Source organism: Pragia fontium (assembly GCF_900638655.1).
In the GTDB taxonomy this organism is placed as follows: domain Bacteria; phylum Pseudomonadota; class Gammaproteobacteria; order Enterobacterales; family Enterobacteriaceae; genus Pragia; species Pragia fontium.
In genome coordinates, this window is record NZ_LR134531.1 from 3,629,915 (window position 1) to 3,651,754 (window position 21,840).

Sequence of the window (21,840 nt, forward strand, 5' to 3'; positions counted from 1 at the left end):
CTCATAATTCATTTGTGTAAGTATGTGCTCACTTATCAATTCTGTTTTACATCATCTAACGAGCTGAATTAAAGGGGTTACCATCACATTATTTGACGAACTAAAAAAATAATTAATTTAAATAACACGATTTTGTTTCCTCATTCGTCTACATAAGTATGTTCAACTAACAAAGATGAGTTCCCAATGAAAAACGCTACCATAAGATTTATTTGCATCGTCATCGTCGCGCTGTTTGCCCTTAGCTTTATAACTCAGCAGCTCTGGAATGCGCTCTTGCCGGCAATCTTTAATCTGCCTACCATCAGTTTTCTACAGGCTGCCGGTCTACTTATTTTAAGCCGCCTGTTATTTGGTCACCTTCTACCGCGCTTTGGCCGCAGAGGATTTGACAGAAGAGCCCTATTTGAAAAATGGCACAACATGAGTGATGAAGAACGTGAGCAATATCGTCACCGTTTTGATTCACTCCGCCATGGTCGCTGTTCTGAGCACCATCATGGTCGTCATCACCGACGCCATACTGAAAAAAAACCAGAGTGTGAATGCCCAGATACTCCGCATGATGACAAATAAACGATGAATAGCGCCCGTAGTGCTGACACGTTAAGTAAATACTACCGACAGCTGCGAGCTTTTATCCGTAAACGCGTGATGACAGCAGATGAAGCTGAAGACATTGTGCAAACAGTTTTTTATCAGTTAGCGAAAGCCGATAGCCTGCTTTCACCAATTGAGCACCTTACCGGTTGGCTATATAAAACCGCCCGCCATCAAATCATTGATGAAGGGCGTAAAAAGAAAGAAATCTTACTTGATGATTATCTGGCGGATAGCGATGACGACGATGATATCAACGATCTTATCTCGCTATTGGCGATCGATAATAGCAGCCCGGAAAGCGAGTATTTACAGAACATATTCTGGGGCGAACTGGAACAGGCGCTTGCTCTGTTACCGGAAGAACAGCGACAGGCTTTTGAAATGACGGAGCTTCATGGCTTATCATTTAGCGAATTAGCCGAGCAGACAGGGTGTAATATTAATACGCTGATGGCGCGTAAACGCTATGCCGTGATGTTTCTACGCACTTATCTGGCCGATGTTTATCAAGATATGCTACAACAATAATATGACTCCCCAGAAACGGTCCAAAATATTTTCGGCCGTTTCTGGGTTATCTGTCGTTTTTTAGAACATGTACTTAACACCAACGATTGCGGTGGTATTGCTGTAGCCATTCTTACCAAGCTGCTCAGAGACGTTACCCCAGAGATTAACCTGCTTGTTAATTTGCCCTTCCACACCCAATTTCAACTCACCCAGATTACGCGAACCTTTCTGCTCAACCCGCACCTTATCCATGGTTGCACCAAAGTTTTTCGTATTGTGTAACCAGTTCGCTTCAATAAACGGTTGGAATATGCGGTCTTTGCCATGATCGATTTCATGATGGCCCTGCCAGTACAAACGGCTACCCAAACGCGTCATGATATTTCCATCGCCAAAGCTGGACACTCGAGTTCCGTTCACTTCTCGGTGATTTTTAGATTTCACATTCATCCACACTATCTGTGCTTGCGGCTGTAAAAACGTTTTCTCTTCACGCTGTTTATTTTCATTCACCAGGAAGGTATAACCCGACTCCAGCGATAACACGACACCCCGTGATTTATACTTTTCACTGTTGAGATACTCGCCGTTTACCCTATGCGTAAACCAATTGTACTGTGCCCAGCTATCTACATATAAGCCGGTTTTCTCTGCGTCATTGTCATACCAGGTACCATAAATACCGGCGTTATAACCGTCGGTTTCCCCCCGCGCCGAGTATCCGGTAATATTGGAGTCGGTATTGCTGCTGGCGTGAACATATCCAAACATCAGCCCCAGATGAGTACGATCTTCACCATTATTACTCCAGCTCGCCATATCACCCCCACCGTGAATAATAAAACGGTTGGTCTGTGTTTTTAACTGGCCACTGTTGCGAGAACGGGTATGTCCGCCAATCGTCCTTAACCACATGCTGGTTGGCCGATCGATCTCGCCCTGTACGGCATCGGTATACTGCGGCTCGCCCAAACGGTCATGTAATGTGTGCACAAACGCCATATTCGCGGTGGCGATATTATCCCCGTAAGCCCCGGCTTCAGGACGATAGATATGATTTTTCCCATTGCCACTACTATTACCCTTATCGCCACTATTACCGCTATCACCATTATCGCCGGTATTGGGTGGCGTGATTTCCTCTTGCTCTTCACAGTCACCAGCACCATTAACGCAGGTCGAGGTTAAATACCAATTTTTGCTGAGATTGTTTGGATTAGCATCGGTTCCTCGCGCGAGATCGTATTCATAAGCACCAGCGACAATACGGTGGTTAGCCGCTTTAACGAAGGTGCCATCAGACAGGCCCTGAACTTCGACTATCTGAATACCATCCAGCGTTCTTGCGCCGGTTCCTCCCGCATTGATCACTCTGACATTGGTGGTTCCCGAGGTATTCCCCGTCACCACTAAGCGATCGGTCGCCGCATCGTCATAAGCCAACACCGTGTTATAAACGATGGTTCCGTTATCCCCGTGATAGTTTCCCTGTACCCTCAGCAGATTATGCGCCTCACCTTTACCGATAGTATTGGTATGGAAAGTAATCAGGCCTGCGTTGGTGGTATTCCCTAACGTCTGTTGATAACTGGCCATGTCCAGCCATGCACCGTTGTCTATTTGGTAATCAGAGTTGGCACTAAAGGCATTTTTTGCCCCCGCGCGGGCTACCGCCAAACGATGGATTTCGGTCATACCACCATAAGTATTCTGGCCGTTAAACAACGTAGTACCACTGTGTACCAGCACGTTACCATAGCCCGAGGTATTGGCATTGAAACGATAACCACCGTTGGTAGCATCAAAGTGGGTATGATTAAATACGATAGTCCCATCGCCGCCGGTGTTCATTCTCGTGGTCGAGGTATCCCCCAGCTTGATGTCAGAGACATTCAATATACCTGCTACCGTAGCCGCTTTATCCAAGGCCGATCCAATATTCAACGTTCCTGTTCCTCCCGCCTGCGCGCCAATACTTAACACACCGCCCACAGTCAGGTTTGCTCCTTGGATTAACGTCAACGTACCAATACCAGCATCACCAATAATCATATTGCCTAAGTTATTCCAGCGAGTACCTTCATCCTTGAGCAAAACATCGCCTTTAGCCCCGGCAAATACGCCAATCGAGGATGAGCCGGACTCCACTGCGCCTTGATTAGCAACAGTCATTTTTGCCATACCCTTGCGAGCCAGCCAAAGTTCGTTGTCGTTTATCCAACGGGAACCGGCATCGGATACCACGACCTCACCAATGCCTGTCGGATTCGTGCCGACAAAGGCACCGGAAGAGTGCACCACACCTTCGTTGGTGATGCTCATAAGACCTTTATTACCATGACCAATCGATAGACCAATACCCGTATTGGCATCACCAGTCACATTCAGTATGGAACCTTTATCCGCAATGGTCAGAATACCTTCACTGTCTTCTTCAAAATTATTAATAATGAAATAACCCGTGACATTTACCGCACCACCATCGCGAATATCTAAACGGTGCTTGGTCCCCTCACTGGAGCCGTAATGAAGAAAAAATCCCTTATTCACATTCCAGGCTGAGCCTTCACCGGTCACCAAAGCCCAGGAATTAGCCGTATTGGGACGGCCATAAGTATTAGCAATCGTGCCAAGCCCACCGGTATTCACCACACCACCTTTTTCAATGGTGAGGGTACCCAGACCTTCAAAGCCGACCTTCAGTTCGTTGACGGTATTCAGAGTACTACCTTGACCTGATACCAAAACATGACCTTCACTGCCATTATAGTGAGCAAGATGCAGCGTGTTGATATTAGCCAGCGCACCATCCAGAATCTGTAACGATCCTTTACCCGATTGTCCTACCCGCATTAGTGCATCAGTATCAATGGCAGCAATCTTATTACCGTTAACATCCCGTTCTGCACCTGTGGCAATAATCGTGCCACTGCCGCCGCCAACAACATCGCCCAGATGAATAGTATTAGGATTCGCTCCCTTATGCAGCAGTTGTCCACCCTTTTCGAGGCGAATAACGGCCTCACCGTTCTTACCGAAAGTCCAAGTATTTCCGTCGGTACCATTAGAGCGAATGGAGGAGCCAATACCACTCACTAAAACCGTGGTTTTAGTATTCGCTTCATAGCCGAAGGTCACGAGTTTATCGACCAATAGCTCACCGCCGAAGAGAATATTCAACGTCGCATCATTACTGTAAAACTGTTTAACAACGCCAGTCGGCTGGGTCAAGTTAACGCTTGCGCCATCCTGAAGCATCACCACACTGTCACTAACCGGTAATCCTTTGTCCCAATTAGCCGCTTCGTGCCAGCTTCCGTTAGGCTCCCCCTGCCAAGTCACCTGTCCAAAAAAAGCTCGGGATTCAGCCTGAGCATAAAAATTACAGCACAGTGCACCAATAAGAATAACCAGCGGTTTCTTTGTCATACTGAATATCTGTCTTTGACTTGGCATAGAACACTCCGTTATACCAAATTAATATAAACAATAAGCATTTTCACTTATTAAGTTATAAAAGACCAGTATCGAAGTAAGGTTATTTTATTAATTTTTGGGCTTCATGTAGTGAAGAACTGTAGATAAGCGAACCTGCAGACTGGTACTTATCGCTTGCGGAAGATGTCCTTGAGTTGATAAACGCTCGATCTGCTTTTCGATCTTGTCTTCATTACCTTTATAGACATATCTGGTCTGAAATGTTTTTCGACATACCAAACAATAATAACGCTGAAATCCGGTACGGCTTTTCCCGTGCTTTTTTACCTGAGTTGCATGATTACAATGGTGACATATTGGAAAAGAGTTGTTCATGATAAATCCCTCGGTACGTTAAATAATAAAGAGATGTTATTAATTAACGCAAAGCATCCGTATGCGAATATTAAAAACACTTTAACAGAGAAAATATTTTGCACTAAGACAATATAAATTAAGCTTAAGTTGAAAACCTCAACACAAATAGCAGGATGAAAATCATTAATACAAAAAATAACATCAAGAAACACAGCTTAAATATATTGAAATTGAATGAACGAGTTAATTAATTCTAATAATAAAATTCTATCTAAAATCAATAGTAATTCATGGCTTCCAACAACATCAAATAGATTTAAACGATCGATAACACCACGCTGATAGCATACAGCTATCAATATTAATGTAACGATCGAGCAATTCAATTGAATATTAATAGCACGACTTACCTGAATATAAAATACCCTTTAATTTCAATTTGTTATATTTGATTCACTTATAAGGAATTACACATAAACTAATGATGCAATTCACTAAAAACATACAGTAAGAATAAATTATTATTATCAGGAATATTATAAATAATATTAATTACACATGCTTTTATTTCAATAAAAACAATGAGCAATCAATGTATTTAAACAAAAACAAAAGATAGCGAATTTCATTAATAATAAATTAACAAAATTTAAATTAAAATAGATACAATAGTTAATTCCATAACATAAATAATATAAATAAATCACTTGAGAATTATAAATAACATGGACTAACCAAGCTCAACAATGGAATACTCCTCCAGTAATTCCATTAAAAAATAAAGCCATCGTTATAGTATTAATAAATATAATTTCCATCATTAATTAATGTATCTATTTTCATATAACTCCCAATTTGACATTATCCAATAAGCACATAAGGCCGAATATTCATATTGAGTCATTCTTAGAAAGTTAGCACTGACAAACCTACGATACCGTATACCAACGAATACCGATTCAATCAGGCCCTTCGGAATAAAAAAGTATTTTCGGTTCTAATCAGATGAAGAGAGAAGTGAAGTGATTTCATTTTTTGACGCCAGAGATAATAACCCTACGGCATTCCTGACTCATTGTGAGACGGGAAATATTAGAAACAATAGTGATTTACCTTACCCTCCCCATACCAAAGTATAAGGAGGGTTTATTCACACTGATATTGCAGAAATCACGGCACCTTAATAGCCCATTTTTCCGACGATTTACCAACAATCAGAACTGATACTTCACTCCCAGCGTTCCTGCTGTATAGCTATAGTCTTGTCCGTCAAACTGATGAGCAACATTGCCCCATACGGAAAAACTATTGGTAAGTTTACCTTCAATACCAATCTTAGCTTCACCGATGTCTTTCGCGGTATCACTCTCGTAATGACGCGTACCGGAGGCAATACGATAATCTACTCCATAGTCATTACCATTGTGTAACCAGTTAACCTCAATAAACGGCTGGAATGTCTGCTGTTGATTAACCGGCGATTTACCTTGTAGATAGGTGCGTAAACCAACCCTTGTCTGCCAGTAATCCTGATTACCACTATCAATCGTGCTACCGCGACCATCGTTAACATTATCGGCATGAACCCCCGACCAGATCACCTGAGCCTGCGGCTGAACAAACCATGAGCCATGGGCGTAATCGATGATTTTTTGGGTATAGCCCGTTTCCAACGAGGCGCTAAATCCTTTGGATTTATAGTGAATCGTTGAGCGCTGGTCGCCAGTCACATCATTATCAAACCAGTTGTGCTGTAGCCAGCTGTCAACATACAGACCATTTTGTTGCAAATCCTGATTTGCATACCAGGTTGCATAGGCTCCAAGGTTATAACCATCGATCTGACTCTTCGCTGAATATTCGCTCTGCATTGAACGGGAGGTCAGATGAGCGTTCCCATATCCCGCCATCACGCCTAAATGCAAGCGATCCTGACCTGTCAGATTCCATTGGGCAATATCTCCCCCTAACTGCACCAGCGTCGCGTTAGTTTGAACCTTCAAACGATTGTCCGCCACACGATTTCTTTCCTGTGAACTGACAACCCGTAGCCACATAGACGATGCCAGCGAACGGTCACCCTGTGCGTGTGCCGTAAACTGAGGTTCACCTAGTCGGTCATGTAACCGTAAGTTAAATAACGTATTTGCAACCACCTGATTACCAACGTAAGCACCCACTTCAGGTTCAATCACCGGTTTAGTCTGTGGTAACGGTGGTGGTGTCGGTAGCAACGGATCTGGATCTGGATCCGGGCCAGGGGGTGGCACAGGGGTAGTCACATATTCAGAACGCAGATACCAATCACCTCCGTTACCGGCAGAATCGCCCTGATAGAGGAAATATTCATAACCGCCATAACTAACCCGGCTATTCAGAGTAAACGAGCCATTTGACTGACCGCCGACGTTAATCACTTCAATACCATTAACCGTTTCACCGCCGAGGCCACCTGCATTATTGATTTGCAGGTAAGATTGGCCGGAGGTATTACCCGTTACCAGCAATTTATCGGTTGCCGAGCTATCATCGTTTAACTCAGTGTTTAAAATTAACACACCATTATTGCCGACATAATCGCCATTAACCGTCAAAACGCGTCCTGGCATCCCCTGTGGGTCAAACTTGACTGTACCGCTATTTTCCAGACGATTAACCGCAGAGTCATCGGTAATTTGCCATTGACTGCTGCTATCAATCAGCAAATTGGTTCCGGTGATACTCCCCTTTAGCACTGAAGCATTATTCAACTGCAAATTTACCTGACTGCCTTGAGCCGCCGTAATATCACCGGTTGCATTAACCTGATTCATCGTCATATCGGTATTGGCTGAAGCCCCCGCCACGATTACCCCGGTTAATCCGCTGATATCCATATGGCTCAGGTTAATGGTACTAAAACCTGCCGTCGATATTGCTGCTCCCTTGTTACTGGTAATCTTGCCGCCGTTCAGGGTCAGACTGTTGCTTTTACCTGCCGTACCGGCGATCACCTCCAGCGCAGTGGTGTATTCACCGTTCGATTCAAGCGTGACATTACTTCCCATCACGGAAACGCCCTCTGCCAATGCCAATGCTGCAGAGTAAAGCCCCCCAGTAGTAATCTTGACTGAATCCAACGTCCCCGTCACTTGCCCGGCGTCAGTATAATTACGCAGATAAACCCCACGGGCACTCTCCCCGGAAGTATTAATCTGGCTATTGGTTAATTTAAGGGATGAAGGTGAATAGCTAGAACTACTGCCAGAAACATATACACCCATTGAGCTGTTGCCCAAGGTAGTAATCACCGTATTATCAATGTCCGCTTTCGCCCCAACAGTCAGATAGACACCGTTAGACGATGTGCCAACCGTATCAATCGTTGACCGCTTTAACTGCATGGTGTCACAGCCCGTTATACAACTGCGATCAAGGTTCTGTAACCAAATACCATGCCCTAAGTTAGAACCCGTTGTGGTAATGGCTAAATCGCTTAAATCCAGTTTGGCACTGTCAGCATAGATACCATCCAGTCCGCTAATTTTTGAATTACCACTGAGGGTCAGAGAACTCCCCTGAGTTATCTGTACCGCACGACGACTATCGGAAATAATCTCTACGTTATCACCTTCAAAAGTGCTGTTCTGATTGATTGATAATGCGCCCGTTTCCGCTCTGAGGATACCTCCATAAAATTTGGCGCTTCCTTGATTGGTAATCACCATACCGCCACCACGGCCAAATAGCTTGCTGTTATCAATACGTAAATCAGAACCCGATAACGTTACCGCAACACCGATATTTGATATTGCCTTAATATCGCTATTTTTAAGCGTTCCTGAACTCCCGCTGGTCAGATAAATACCAGCAGATGAATTCAGGTTATCGATGGTCAATTTAGTATTATTAGAGGCAAGTAGCGAAAGATAATGGTCGCCACTAATCGTGACATTATTGAATTCAACTTCAGCTTTGTCTCTGACGGTAATCGCATTGCCAGCCTCAGGCGTAGACAACGTTACCCCATTCAGAATTAGCTTACTTCCCTCATCGGCGGCAATAATTCTGGCGTTGCTGATATCAGAATCAGTTAAGGTAATCTTTCCGCCTTGTTCGACATAGACGCCAGCATCAGCGGCGGTTGCTAAAGCATCAGGAACTTTAATATTGAGATTACTCGCATCAATCTCATAACCAATTCCAGAAGCGATTACCGCAGCATCCGTCAAACCGGTGCCGGCATTAATAAACTCTCCACCATCAATACCGATTTGAGAACCATGTACCGAGTCGGCAATAAGTTGAGCAGCAAATAGGGAAGAAGAGCTCGTTGAAAATAACACTGCACTCATCAAACTGATTAAGTAGCGTTTTTTAAATCCGGCTGCAGATGATTTATTATTCATACTTCATTCCGTGAAATTACGTAAATTTAAATATCAGACAGTAACTCAATCTATTTCCTCAGAAAAAACCAGCCAAAAAACATCAATAATAGAACTCATCATTGATATTCCAATGAACCAGCGATTAAGACCATTTGATTTGTTTATCAATAAGATAGGAATTAACGAGACATGTTAATCACGTTGCGTTATTAACCTATATAGGAGAGTATCTCTAACGAATATCATAAATCCGCCAATTTGAGATTAATTAAGATGTATTGAAATATTTTCAGATATAGAGCGAGACAAAATTAGTCTATCATCAGGCCAATTCTCAGAATGATGTCTCGGCTCAATGTGTGGCCTGATAGGCTAGCGCTTTGGCTAATTTAGAGTCGTGCTGCGCCAATTTTTTCAGCTTTTTCTGATGAATTTTATTTAACTTCCCAAGCTCTGCTGCGGTTTTCCCTGAGCTGCCAATAAGTTGGCTATCGGATAGTCCAACCATAACCAAAGCCGCATCATTAAGCGCCCTGATATAATCATCCTGCTGACCCAAATCATAACGGCTAAGATCCATTTTTTCATTCAACAGCTGCCCCCAATAGAACTCAAGAAAAGGTACATCCGAGTAGGGCTGACCGGTATTTGGATTGAGATTCTTGTCCGACTTATCGTAAGAAACACCGCGCAGGTAATACAGCATGGAACGATAAGGATCGTCCTGAAAAGCCGCCATACCCAACGTTTGAGGCAATTGGGCAAACGTAATCGGTTTTCCTGCTGCATCAATCGGCAAAAAATGCTTTAACTGCGCCATTTTTTGCTCAAATTGCTGGTGACTTAGTGGATTCCCCTCGGCATCGTGAGTTAAATTTTCTCCTACCAATACGGCTAATGTCACCTCGCCGCCACCGCCAACGGCATCCCAAAAACTGTTAAAGGCATGATGTCCATCCGTCAGATAGAATTCCCCCCCGGAGCCAATATCAATGGTATTCATCGCCGATTTATCACTGCCCGGCAATAAAGAACAACGGTAGGAAGAAGGATCGTGTGGTGTAGAGCGTTCACTACTGCTCAGCAGTTTACCGGCGCCCTGAACTTTGCATAAATCTTTAAATAATGAGGTTCTATCCTGAGCATAGTCAGCCAAATCACCCGCAATTTGCAATTTACCCACCGCACTCTGGGTAGGGTGTAATTCACGGAGTTGCACCTGAATAATATCACCCGCTTTAGCCAATAATCGGTTATCCAATACTTGTGCTCCCAAAACAGAACCGGAATACAGCCCCAGCCCCGAAACAACGATGACGGCAAATACCATAGGATATAAGTAAAGCGGATAAAATTGTTGGGAACGCATGCACTCCATCCCTGCTTACTTGGTAAATTTAAACGTTAATGGATATGAATAAACTATAGACCCTGATAATCGATTTCTCGAATGAAGAGCATAGAGGGATAAAAAGAAATCAAACCAAGAAAACGTACAACGGCAGAGCAAAGCTGTAGCGAGCAGAATATCCGTAATACCGCTAGTTATCCCTGATATATCGTCCTGAGAAAAGGCATTTTGAACTACGCTTTATCAGCGCCGATTAACCACCAGTGTAACGGATAACCTTTTTTCACCCCAGTTTTCATCACTAAACCCTCTTCCATCAACTTCAATAAATAGTAGCGAGCCTGATAAACGTTTATCACACATGTTTCAGCGATATCATTGGTCGTTGGGGCGATTTTACGTAATACGTCATCACTAATATCATCGCCGATAGTCACTTCATGCTTAACGGCTGCATATTTAGTTGTGCACTGTTCGGCCAAAGCTTCTAAAACTTCTTGAGTAATCGCTGCGCCCTTAGTCATTTTCTGAGTGGATTCACTATTATTGGTCATCATTTACCCTCTACATTCCCAGTATAAAATCATATCGCTGGGAGTATACACTAGTCGTAAAACTTTTATCTATCAGTGAGTAACCACTCTTTTTCCTTTTGTGACCCCAATTAAATATCGGAAAAAAACCGTCCAACACCCTAATGCGTTGCATCCTTTTTCAAAGTATGGTGGAGAAATCCAACAACACTAACTTTAACATTGCTTCCAAAGAAGAGGCCTTTATCACATCGTGCCTTATACCTCTGCGGCACTACTCTATTTTACTCAATCAATTAGCCTAATTGGCGCACCGGAGTACCAGCCAGAAAAGCCTGAATATTCTCTACTGCCTGCTGGAAATAGCACTGATAATTACTGTCTGCAACATAGCCTAAATGCGGAGTCGCCAACACATTGGGTAGATTCCGAAAAATATCATCTTCCGGTAATGGCTCAATATCAAAAACGTCGATACCCGCACCACCAATTTGCTGATTATGCAGGGCATTAATCAGCGCATCCCGATCGACAATGGCCGCCCGGGAAGTATTAATTAAAAATGCACTTGGCTTCATCAACGCAAATTCAGCTTCGCCAATCAGACCACGAGTACGTTCACCCAGCACTAAATGAATCGACACAAAATCGCTATGTGCCAACAAGGCCTCTTTGGATGGGGCTAACATAACGCCAACTTCACTCGCCCGTTCCTGAGTCAGATTGTGGCTCCAGGCAGAGACTTCCATCCCGAAGGCTTTAGCCACCTGAGCAATTCGGCTGCCTATTTTCCCCAAGCCAAGTAGACCAAGACGCTTACCGTTTAACGTTACACCAACGGTGCTTTGCCACGGACCATTATGCCGAAACGCATGATTCTCTGGCACAATATGGCGAGCCAATCCCAGAATAAGTGCCCATGTCAGTTCCATGGGTGGCTCAGAACTGCTGGCGGTGCCACACACCGTGATACCTCGCGCCGTTGCCGTTTTCACATCAATAGAAGCATTACGCATTCCGGAAGTAATTAATAACTTTAGATTAGGCAATCTGGCCAGCAGCCCAGCGGTGAAAGGGGTACGCTCACGCATAATGACAATAATATCGCAGTGCTCAATCGCTTTAACCAACGCATTTTCATCAGTGAAATGCTGAGACAGGGAAAACACCTCGACCCGATCGCCTAACGTTGACCAATTAGCCATCGATAAGGCTACATTCTGAAAATCATCAAGAATTGCGCATTTCAATTTCATAGGTTGAGTCCTGTTTATCAGTTCATCACGATGTCAGTTAGGCGCCAAAAATGTACCGCAGAATCAACAGAAAAACGTGGCTTAGCGTCTGAATTCTGTCACAGAAAAGATAACTTTTTATTCAGATAACGGCCTATCTTTTAACGTGCCATACACGGAAGCCAGCTCAGCAACCGTTTTAACATTCAGTTTTTTCATTAAGTTAGCCCGATGAACTTCTACCGTTCGCAGTGAAATACTTAACTTATCGGATAACTGTTGGTTCTTATATCCCTGAGTAATCAGAGAAAACAGCTCTTTTTCCCGGTCAGTCAGACGTTGATACAATCGCTGATAAACCAAGGTATTTTTTCTCGTTACTGAAATCTGTAAGGCGTCCTGCAAAGCAATTGCCAACGCATCCCCATCGACCGGCTTCTGAAAAAAATCTACCGCTCCTTTTTTAAAGGCATCCACGGCCATCGGTACATCCCCCTGACCGGTCAAGTAGATCACGCTAAGCGGGCTGGATTGTTCATTCAGAATTCGTTGCACCTGTTGACCACTCAGGCCTGGCATACTGCTGTCCAGAATGACGCAGCCGGGTTGCTCAACATCTACTTTTTGCAGGAAATCCTCCCCACTGGCATAAACCTCAGTCTGAAAATCATATCCTTCCAGCATAAACTTTAGAGAGTTCCGTACCGACTCATCATCATCAACAATATGAATATTCGTCATCATGTGTCCGTTACTGTTCGTTATCAATAAATGGAAAAGTGACTTCAACTCGACAGCCGTGGGGCGCTACATTACACATTTCCATATGGCCGTGATGGCTTTTCACCACATCCCGGCAAATCGCTAAACCCAGTCCGAGCCCTTCAGCCTTAGTCGAATAAAACGCACTCTGCAAAAGCGCAGGTTCAACAGCGAAGCCCTCTCCACTATCAGTGACCCGAACAACCAGCTGTTGAGGAGTAAAAACCAGTTCAATAGCAATCGTCGCTGATGGTGAACATGCCTGATTACAAGCATCAATCGCATTTTTTATGATGTTTAAAATCAATTGCTGGAAGCCCACCGGGTCAATCCATACCGGCCGGCCTTCGCCTTCATGACTAACGGTTACGCTAATCGCGCTTTTTTCCAGCTCATATCGCAGCAGTAGCAAAGTATCATCAATAATATCGGCAACATCACTCCATTTTTTTTCACTGGCTCGCTTATTAATTAATCCCCTGAGACGTTGAACAATATCGCTGGCACGCATCACCTGATGCTGAATATGTTCCAGTACCGGCTGGAGTTCGGTTACCGGCTTGCCTTTATTTACCCGTATCAAACCACCCTGACTGTAGTTCTGAATCGCCGCTAAAGGCTGGCTGATTTCATGGGCAATGCTTGCCCCAAGTTCCCCGACAATGGCTACCCGCTGAGCATGTTCCAACATTGCAATTTTTTCATTCAACTCATTCTGGACTCTCAATAAGCGTTTCTGGTTTTTGTTAAACCGATACTCCAGCAGAAAATGATAGCCGTTCAGTACCACAATCAAAATAATCAGCAGCCAACCCCACTGTTGATTGGCTTTTAACCAAACCAGTGCTTCCTTCCACCACGGGTTTTGCAGCGGATGTATGTCCAGATCCTGATACAGTTTATCCACCGTTAATTGGCTAATTGGCGTGGTCCAGCCAAGGGAATCGGCGGCAATCGCTGCGGGATGATCTTCAGGCAGTGCCAGCAAGGCTCGAGAAATTTGCTTTGCCAATGCCTCCGATGTCTTACCGGTTTTCGCAAATGACCAGTTCGGGTACAAACGCGTCGATGCCTGACAAGGAAAGCCATCAGGTGCCTGATTATCCAACACGCGATAATTTTTTCCGGCAATCAACCCTTCACGCACCATATCTTCCAGTTGGCAAATGGGCAGCACAGCCCCTTCTACATCGCCATCACGCAGTTTGTAAACAATGGCATCTAACGGAAAACCGGTAAAATCAATGGTTGAAAAGAATCGCTCGGGATCGTGCCCTGCCTGCTGCATTTCCCGCTTTAAGGTCAAATATCCGCCAAATGCTATTTTAGATACTGCCGCGACTGATTTACCTTTCATATCGCTTAAATGCTGGTAGGGCGAATCTGCGCGAACGACAAAAGCAGAACCGATGGCTTGTGATGTTCCTTCCTGATATCGGCTACGCAACGTCGCTAACCATGAAAGTGGGTACTGACGTCCTAACTGAACTGACTGCCCAGGATTGGTAATAATAAAATCAATATCCTGAGATTTTACTACCGCAGCCATTTGCTCCAGCGTATAGGGGTGAAGTTGAAAATGCGCGTTAGGAATACGCGCCGTTAACCAGTCCATCAGTGGCTGCCAGCGTTCAATTGCCGCGCGGTCTCCGCGCGTCGCCAAGACACCAACATTAATCGTCTCAACCTCAGTCGTCGTCGGCACCTGAGCCAATGCTGAACAACAAAACATCACCATCACAATGCTGATTGTTTTTATATAGCTAACCATATCTACCCTAATTTTCTGCCGTAGACTTGCCTTCATCACACACTTTTAACTGACAGATTAACCGGTTTTAATCTGACTGAGAGAAAAAGTCTGGTCACTTCTTTTGTTTTAGATCAACAAAGCCTGAGACATGTGGGAAACCACAATAGCCACTTATCATCCTGCTGCTGACAATGGTGCCATTCCAACCTCTCACGAGCCATTAACGGGATATCACTATGGATAAAAATAAACGCAAGCTGTTATCCGGCCTCGGATTAATTACCGCCGGAGCCGCTTTAATACCAGTGACTTCCGCTGGCGCAGCGGCACTTTCCCCATCGTCAGATAATGCCAGAAAAGGTATCAGCGGAAAACGTTTCGCCATGGTCATTGATTTACGCAAGTGCGTTGGTTGCCAAGCCTGTACCGTTGGCTGCGCCATTGAAAATCAGGCGCCGTTGGGTCAATTTCGTACTACGGTGAAACAGTATCAAGTCACCTTGGATCAAACAACACCAACTCAGGTGAAAGCTTTTATGCTTCCTCGCCTGTGTAACCACTGTGCCGATGCTCCCTGTATTCCGGTCTGCCCGGTACAGGCAACTTATCAACGTGAAGACGGTATCGTTATGGTAGATAACCAACGCTGTGTTGGTTGCGCTTACTGTGTTCAGGCCTGTCCTTATGACGCCAGATTTATCAATCAAGAAACGCTAACGGCCGACAAATGTACCTTCTGTGCCCATCGTCTGGAAGTTGGATTACTCCCGGCCTGCGTAGAAACTTGCGTTGGTGGAGCCAGAGTCATTGGTGATTTAAACAATCCCAACAGCGAAATTAACAAAATACTGAAAGACAACGCCAGTGATATCAAAGTATTGAAGCCAGAGCAAAAAACGGCACCGCACGTTTTCTATATCGGTATGAGCGATGAGTTTACTTCCCATATTCAGGGGAAAGCTGCCATTCATTCACTGAAAGGAGAAATACAATGACTATCACTGAAGTGTTAGTGCCTGCTCAGGAAGTCGCATGGCTACCGTGGGCAGTACAATATTTTTTCTATATCGGTTCTGCTTACGCCGCAGCCATTCTGTTTGCTCTGGCGCTGTTTTGTCATCGCTCTACTTCTCATACCTTACGCTCAGTTTTAGCGCTGGTACTGGCAATTTCCGCGCTGGTAGGTCCGCTGGCGCTAACTGCCGAACTCCATCAGCCCGGAAGAGCCTGGCACTTTTTCGCTCACTTAACACCCAGTTCATGGATGTCACGGGGAGCCGTTCTATTACCCCTATTTTCAATATTATCCACTATCACTGCCTGGCTATATCTTCGCCCAGAAATACAAGCGCTGAGCCGACATGCATCCCCGGTAATACGGTTATGCAGCCGTCTGGCTATGGGGAAATGGCAAACCTCTCTCTCAACCATGAAAGTCATTACGCTACTGACAGTTATCTCCGGACTGAGTATCGCCCTGTATACCGGTTCTGAAATTGCAGTCCTTCGCAGCCGCCCGCTGTGGAACCAACTAACATCCCCCATTCTCTGGTTTGTTACGGCCTTTCTCGCCACCGGAGGTCTATCTCTGCTGATGCTGGCAACGCTCAAACCGATTCTCCGTCAGGATCTACAGTTTATTCGCCGTACCGTATTACTCAGTGCTTTACTGTCTTGCGTCCTGTTTCCCCTGTGGCTGGTTAATGGCAATGGGCTGGAACTGTTGGACTATAGCATTTGGCGCTGGCGCACAGGTTTAATGATGCTGTTATTGGTTGCCAGTCTGTTAGTCGGTTGGCGCTTTCCTACCGGCAGAAAGTCAATCATCTTGCTGAGTTTGCTTTCTATCGCAACCTGCTGGTACCTGCGCTGGCTGACCATTTTGGATGTACAAACTATTCCGCGCTATGACGCAGGCATGTACCCAAATGCCCTTGCCTGGGGGAGTTCCGGCGTATTAGGCATTATTGGTATGGCGGGTTTATGGCTGGCTCTGGCGGTAGTGACCACCAGCATCATTAATCAAGCAGACAACGCCGCCCTTTCCCCATTAGCTCCGACAGTTCAAGGTGAATATCATGAATAAACATCGTCGTCACTTACTTAAAGCCGGTTTGGCTGTTGGCGGAACCGCTGCATTTGTCGCCGGCTATGGCTCAACAACCAAACATTTAGTGGAAGGCGCGGTTACCGGCTCATCCGGGGAAAAACCGAAGCATGCCCACTTTGGTAACTCACTGGAACCTGAATATCAGATAAATCCTCAGGGAAAATTAATCAGTAATCCAAATCAACGAGTCAGCCCATCCATGTGTCTGGGATGCTGGACGCTTTGCGGCGTTCGAGTCAGGATTGATAATCAAACGGATAGCATATTGCGTATTTCCGGTAATCCCTATCATCCGCTCTCTCAAGAACATCAGATCCCATTCACCATGCCGCTGCAACAGGCCTATTTGTCTTTGACCGGTGACCATGGCGCGACTGACGGGCGCTCTACCGCCTGCGCACGCGGTAACAGTATGTTGGAACTGCGCAACAGCCCATACCGAATTACTCAGCCACTAAAACGAGTAGGCAAACGTGGCGAAGGCCAGTGGCAAACCATTAGCTATGAACAACTGCTACAGGAGATTATTGAGGGTGGCGATCTGTTTGGTGAGGGCCATGTTGATGGGTTACGCGCCATTCGTGATGTTGAAACGCCGCTGGATAGCCAAAATCCGGAATATGGTCCGAAAGCAAACCAGTTACTGGTCACCAATGCCAGCGATGAAGGTCGTGACGATATTATTAAACGGTTCACCTTCAATAGCTTTGGCACACGTAACTTTAGTAATCATGGGGCTTACTGCGGCTTCTCTTTTCGGGCAGGTTCCGGCGCACTGATGAACGATCTGGACAAGTATGCCCACGTAAAACCCGATATTGAAAACGTTCAATTTGCCCTGTTTATCGGTATGTCCCCTGCACAGGCAGGTAATCCATTCAAACGTCAGGCGCGTCAATTGGCCAGCGCCAGAACTCGCCCAGACTTTGAATATGTGGTGGTATCCCCTGCGTTGCCGGCCTCCTCCAGCCTGTCTGCCGGCGACAACAATCGTTGGTTACCCATCAAACCGGGAACCGATGCAGCGCTGGTGATGGGGATGATCCGCTGGATTATTGAAAATGAGCGCTTCAACAAAACCTTCTTATCCCAACCCGGTGAAGTGGCAATGGCGGCGGCGGGAACGGCGCACTGGAGTAACGCCACCCACTTGGTTATCTGCGATGAGCAGCACCCAAGATGTGGTGCTTTCCTGCGCGCCTCACAGATAAACCTCCCTTATAGCGGAGAAGCATTTTCTGATGGCGATAGCTATGTCATCCTTGATGAGCAAAGCCATCAGCCGGGGCTCAACACACAACCAGCACCCGCTTCTCTGTTCGTCGATACCCAACTGGGCACCACTTCTGGCACCGTTAGAGTAAAGTCATCTCTTCAATTGCTTAAAGAAGAAGCCTTGAAATATGACTTGGCCACTTACAGCCGTGAATGTGAGGTTCCTGAAGAAAAAATTGTGGAGTTGGCCAACTGTTTTACCAGCTATGGCACACAGGCGGCGGTCGATACCCATGGTGGAACCATGCACAGCAACGGGTTTTATACCGCCTACGCGATACTGATGCTAAACGCATTAATCGGTAACCTGAATATGAAAGGTGGTGTGATGGCGAAAGCCGGCCGTTATCCCACCGATGGCAAGGGCCCTAAATATAATTTTGCTCAGTTCCCGGGAAAATTGGCACCGAAAGGCGTATTTATTTCACGTAACAAATTTAAGTATGAAAACACCAGCGAATACCAACGTAAAATCGCCGCTGGACAATCGCCTTATCCTAGTAGAGCGCCTTGGTATCCGTTCTCTCAGCCGTTAATGACCGAGCAGCTCAGTGCAGCAATCGATGGATATCCATATCGACTGAAGGCTTGGATCAACCATATGTCCAATCCACTGTATGCCATTCCCGGTCTGAATACCTTAATTGGTGAAAAGCTGAAGGATCCTAAGCAGCTACCGCTGATTATTACCATCGATCCTTTTATCAGTGAAACCGGTGCACTGTCTGACTATATCGTACCAGACAGCGTAACCTATGAAAGCTGGGGCATGGCGGCACCTTGGCACGGCGTTCCTACCAAGGCCACCACTGCTCGTTGGCCGATTGTTAACAGCCTTAATGCCAAAACCGCAGATGGCCGTTCCATCAATATGGAAAACCTGATTATCGATATTGCCAAACGCCTGAACCTAAAAGGGTTTGGTGAAAAAGCCATTCAAGATACTCAAGGAAACTGGCACGCCATTAACAGCGCCGAGGATTACTATCTGAGAGCGGCAGCTAATCTGGCATTTATTGACGGTGGTGTACCCGATGCCAGCGCTGAAGATATCCAACTCTCTGGGCTGGAGCGGCTATTGCCAGAGATGCAGAGGATATTAGCGCCAGATGAACTGCGTAAAGTGGCTTATGTATTAGCTCGGGGCGGACGGTTTGAAGATGCAACAGAAAGCTATCAGGGCGATCGGATGAAGCATCGCTGGAAAAAGCCATTGGCTATCTGGAATGAAACGCTAGCTACCAGTAGAAACAGCATGTCTGGCAAACGCTACACCGGTTGTCCGACTTGGTATCCGCAGCAGTTAGCGGATGGTACGCCGTTGCACCAAAGCTATCCGGAAACCGAGTGGCCGTTTATGCTCACCAGCTTCAAGTCTAATATTCACAGTGGCATCTCCCATCTTTCGCCCCGGCTAAACTCAATCAAAGGGCTTAACCCGGTCTATATCCATCCCATTGATGCACAGCGGCACGCAATAACTACCGGGGATGATTTCACTATCACTACCCCCAACAACACCATACAGGCAACGGCTATTGTGGTAGAAGGAGTCAGACAGGGAACGCTGGCTGTTGAACATGGGTTTGGACATCGAGAGCTTGGTGCCCATGCCCATATCATTGATGAAAAACCACAAACGGCCAGCATTCAACCAATTCAGGGAGTGAATCTCAACGATCTCGGTCTGATCGATGCCAGCCGTGAAGGAAAAGGTATCTTGCTCGATTGGGTGGTCGGTTCTGCGGCAAGGCAAGCATTACCCGCAAAAATTGGCTAACTGGGCATACTGCCTCAGGCGAAAGCCTATATCGGTTAAAAAGAATATAGGAAGTTACGGCACAGGTTGCCGTAACAGCGCCTGTGGCGTATCAATGTCAAACAGAATACCGGGATCGTTCACCGGTACCAAATAAGGGGGAGCCTGAGCAAACAGGTTTTTAGCGCCCTGGTCACCATTCAACGCCATTAATGAATCTCTGAACTCAGCACCAAACCCCACGGGGTGTCCCGGCTGGTCTTGATAGACTGGCCTCACCGCCCTATTGGACTTTAGCGCCTGTATCACCTGCGTATATGTTTCAGGGCGAATAAAAGGCATATCCGCCAGCGTAATTAACCAGCCACGCCACTGCTTTGTTGCTTTCACCCCGGCGGCAATAGAATCGCCAATACCCTGACTATCGATACAAATACACTGGCAACCGGACGATTCAGTAATTTGCTGTATTGCCCGATATTCAGGGCGCGTCACCACGACCACATGACGCATTGTTTGTAGCGTATTTTGCAAAGTATGGGTAAATACGGACAGTGGACTGCCGCTGATACCGGAACAAATCGCCATAAGTTTATTGGCTTCACTCTCACTATCAGCCATGTGGCGAAAACGCGTTCCTAAACCAGCAGCAACAATAACAGCACCTATTGTCATAACCTGAGTTCCTTTTTATCCCAGCGCACATCATTCTGATTTTATTCAATTCATTCAGCTGTCGGGCTATTACTCTAAAGTATAGTTATTCTCAGGTAATTCAACATAATCAACACAGCGTTTATTGTAAGGAGGGATATAACAACAAGGAAAATAGCAAAAGTAACAGAGTAAGGAGGCCTAAGCCTCCCTGAAGCAATCAAAATGGATAATCGTGATAGCCTAACTGAGCCGAAATATTGCGGGCAGCCTCATGCAACATGTTAATAATTTGCGGCTTATTCTCTTCAGAAAAACGAATCGTTGGCAGAGAAATACTTAATCCAACAAGCACAATACCAAAACGGTCAAATACCGGAACAGCAATACAGCGAAGTCCCTCTTCCTGTTCTTCAATATCTTCCGCATATCCTTGTGCTCGGGTAGCCGCTAATACCGGCATAAATTCTTCAATACTTTGAATCGTATTATTCGTACTGCGGGTAAAAGTTATTTTGCCCAGCGTTTCCTGTACTTCCTGTGGATCGCTCCACGCCATCAATACCTTACCAATGGCGGTACTATGAATCGGATTACGACGCCCAATCCGCGAGTACATACGCAGGTTATACATGGAGTCTATCTTATGGATATAGATGATAGCATCGTCATCCAAAGCACCTAGATGAATCGCTTCTCGGGTATGTTTCGAGATTTCACGCATCTGGATGTTAGCATAGCGAATCAAATCAACGTTCTGTAACGATTTGGCGCCCAGTTCAAATAGCTTTAGCGTAAGAGAGTATTTATCAGTTTCTTCTTCTTGCGTAACATAACCCAATGACTTCATCGTTTGCAGAAAGCGATACACCGTACTTTTAGACATCATGATCTGTTGGGCAAGCTCAGAAATGCCCATTTCACGCTCTTCACCCAACGCATTTAAAATACCAAAAACTTTAAGTACTGATGAAACCGAATCGGGTTGTTTATCTAGATCGTCCACAGCCATTCGGCAGCCACCTTATCTTTAATTATTCGTTTCAGAAAAATTGGAACAGTGTTTTTATTATAAGGTTAAAGAGGAGTTAATGACAATCAGTGATGCTGGTTCACTTAACGTATGGCCA

The 21,840-nt window shown here is 45.4% G+C and carries 15 protein-coding genes; 5 read left to right on the plus strand and 10 right to left on the minus strand.

All coding sequences use genetic code 11. The annotated features are described in order from the left end of the window. The first annotated feature begins 186 nt into the window (after positions 1-186). Together EL341_RS15700 and EL341_RS15705 are read left to right on the plus strand one after the other, a co-directional pair. Positions 187-576: a hypothetical protein gene (locus EL341_RS15700; protein ID WP_074824336.1), complete on the plus strand. Its 390-nt coding sequence runs from the start codon at positions 187-189 to the stop codon at positions 574-576. 3 nt (positions 577-579) lie between these two features. Continuing rightward, positions 580-1,131, plus strand: a complete 552-nt coding sequence (locus tag EL341_RS15705; RefSeq protein WP_074824339.1) for an RNA polymerase sigma factor — start codon at positions 580-582, stop codon at positions 1,129-1,131. Positions 1,132-1,191: 60 nt separating this feature from the next. Here the strand turns inward: EL341_RS15705 and EL341_RS15710 are convergent, their stop codons facing one another. From EL341_RS15710 to EL341_RS15740, 8 genes are all read right to left on the minus strand, one after another. After that, on the minus strand, positions 1,192-4,569 hold the full coding sequence (locus EL341_RS15710; RefSeq protein WP_074824342.1) for an autotransporter outer membrane beta-barrel domain-containing protein: 3,378 nt from the start codon (positions 4,567-4,569) through the stop codon (positions 1,192-1,194). Between the two features lie 90 nt (positions 4,570-4,659). Then, the gene (locus EL341_RS17855) at positions 4,660-4,926 is read right to left on the minus strand and encodes a transposase (RefSeq protein WP_428480396.1); all 267 of its coding nucleotides are present in this window, start codon (positions 4,924-4,926) and stop codon (positions 4,660-4,662) included. Positions 4,927-6,122: 1,196 nt separating this feature from the next. Further along, complete coding sequence (locus EL341_RS15715; RefSeq protein WP_074824345.1) at positions 6,123-9,296, minus strand: autotransporter outer membrane beta-barrel domain-containing protein; 3,174 nt, start codon at positions 9,294-9,296, stop codon at positions 6,123-6,125. A gap of 334 nt (positions 9,297-9,630) precedes the next feature. Then, positions 9,631-10,647 carry a ParB/Srx family N-terminal domain-containing protein gene (locus EL341_RS15720; RefSeq protein WP_074824348.1) on the minus strand — a complete coding sequence of 339 codons (1,017 nt, stop codon included), beginning with the start codon at positions 10,645-10,647 and terminating at the stop codon, positions 9,631-9,633. 215 nt (positions 10,648-10,862) lie between these two features. Next, positions 10,863-11,186, minus strand: a complete 324-nt coding sequence (locus EL341_RS15725; protein ID WP_083399705.1) for a FaeA/PapI family transcriptional regulator — start codon at positions 11,184-11,186, stop codon at positions 10,863-10,865. 272 nt (positions 11,187-11,458) lie between these two features. Then, entirely contained in the window at positions 11,459-12,418 is a 960-nt protein-coding gene (locus EL341_RS15730) for a D-2-hydroxyacid dehydrogenase family protein (protein WP_074824354.1), read from the minus strand. Positions 12,419-12,535: 117 nt separating this feature from the next. Beyond that, the gene (locus EL341_RS15735) at positions 12,536-13,141 is read right to left on the minus strand and encodes a response regulator transcription factor (RefSeq protein ID WP_126468145.1); all 606 of its coding nucleotides are present in this window, start codon (positions 13,139-13,141) and stop codon (positions 12,536-12,538) included. Positions 13,142-13,148: 7 nt separating this feature from the next. Further along, on the minus strand, positions 13,149-14,966 hold the full coding sequence (locus EL341_RS15740; protein WP_126468146.1) for a sensor histidine kinase: 1,818 nt from the start codon (positions 14,964-14,966) through the stop codon (positions 13,149-13,151). A 182-nt stretch (positions 14,967-15,148) separates the two neighbouring features. On the opposite strand from EL341_RS15740, the gene dsrO reads away from it, so the two are divergent. The 3 genes from dsrO to EL341_RS15755 are packed head-to-tail and all read left to right on the plus strand — an operon-like array spanning position 15,149 to position 20,077. Continuing rightward, the gene (gene dsrO, locus EL341_RS15745) at positions 15,149-15,907 is read left to right on the plus strand and encodes a sulfate reduction electron transfer complex DsrMKJOP subunit DsrO (RefSeq protein WP_047782181.1); all 759 of its coding nucleotides are present in this window, start codon (positions 15,149-15,151) and stop codon (positions 15,905-15,907) included. Beyond that, complete coding sequence (gene nrfD, locus EL341_RS15750; RefSeq protein ID WP_126468147.1) at positions 15,904-16,998, plus strand: NrfD/PsrC family molybdoenzyme membrane anchor subunit; 1,095 nt, start codon at positions 15,904-15,906, stop codon at positions 16,996-16,998. Before dsrO ends, nrfD begins: the two co-directional genes overlap by 4 nt. After that, positions 16,991-20,077 (plus strand): tetrathionate reductase subunit A, encoded by a 3,087-nt coding sequence (locus tag EL341_RS15755; RefSeq protein ID WP_126468148.1) that lies wholly within the window; start codon positions 16,991-16,993, stop codon positions 20,075-20,077. Before nrfD ends, EL341_RS15755 begins: the two co-directional genes overlap by 8 nt. Before the next feature lie 54 nt (positions 20,078-20,131). Here the strand turns inward: EL341_RS15755 and EL341_RS15760 are convergent, their stop codons facing one another. After that, entirely contained in the window at positions 20,132-20,731 is a 600-nt protein-coding gene (locus tag EL341_RS15760) for a nucleotidyltransferase family protein (RefSeq protein ID WP_047782184.1), read from the minus strand. Between the two features lie 199 nt (positions 20,732-20,930). Beyond that, positions 20,931-21,722 (minus strand): DNA-binding transcriptional regulator KdgR, encoded by a 792-nt coding sequence (gene kdgR, locus EL341_RS15765; protein ID WP_047782185.1) that lies wholly within the window; start codon positions 21,720-21,722, stop codon positions 20,931-20,933. Between the last annotated feature and the right edge of the window lie 118 nt (positions 21,723-21,840).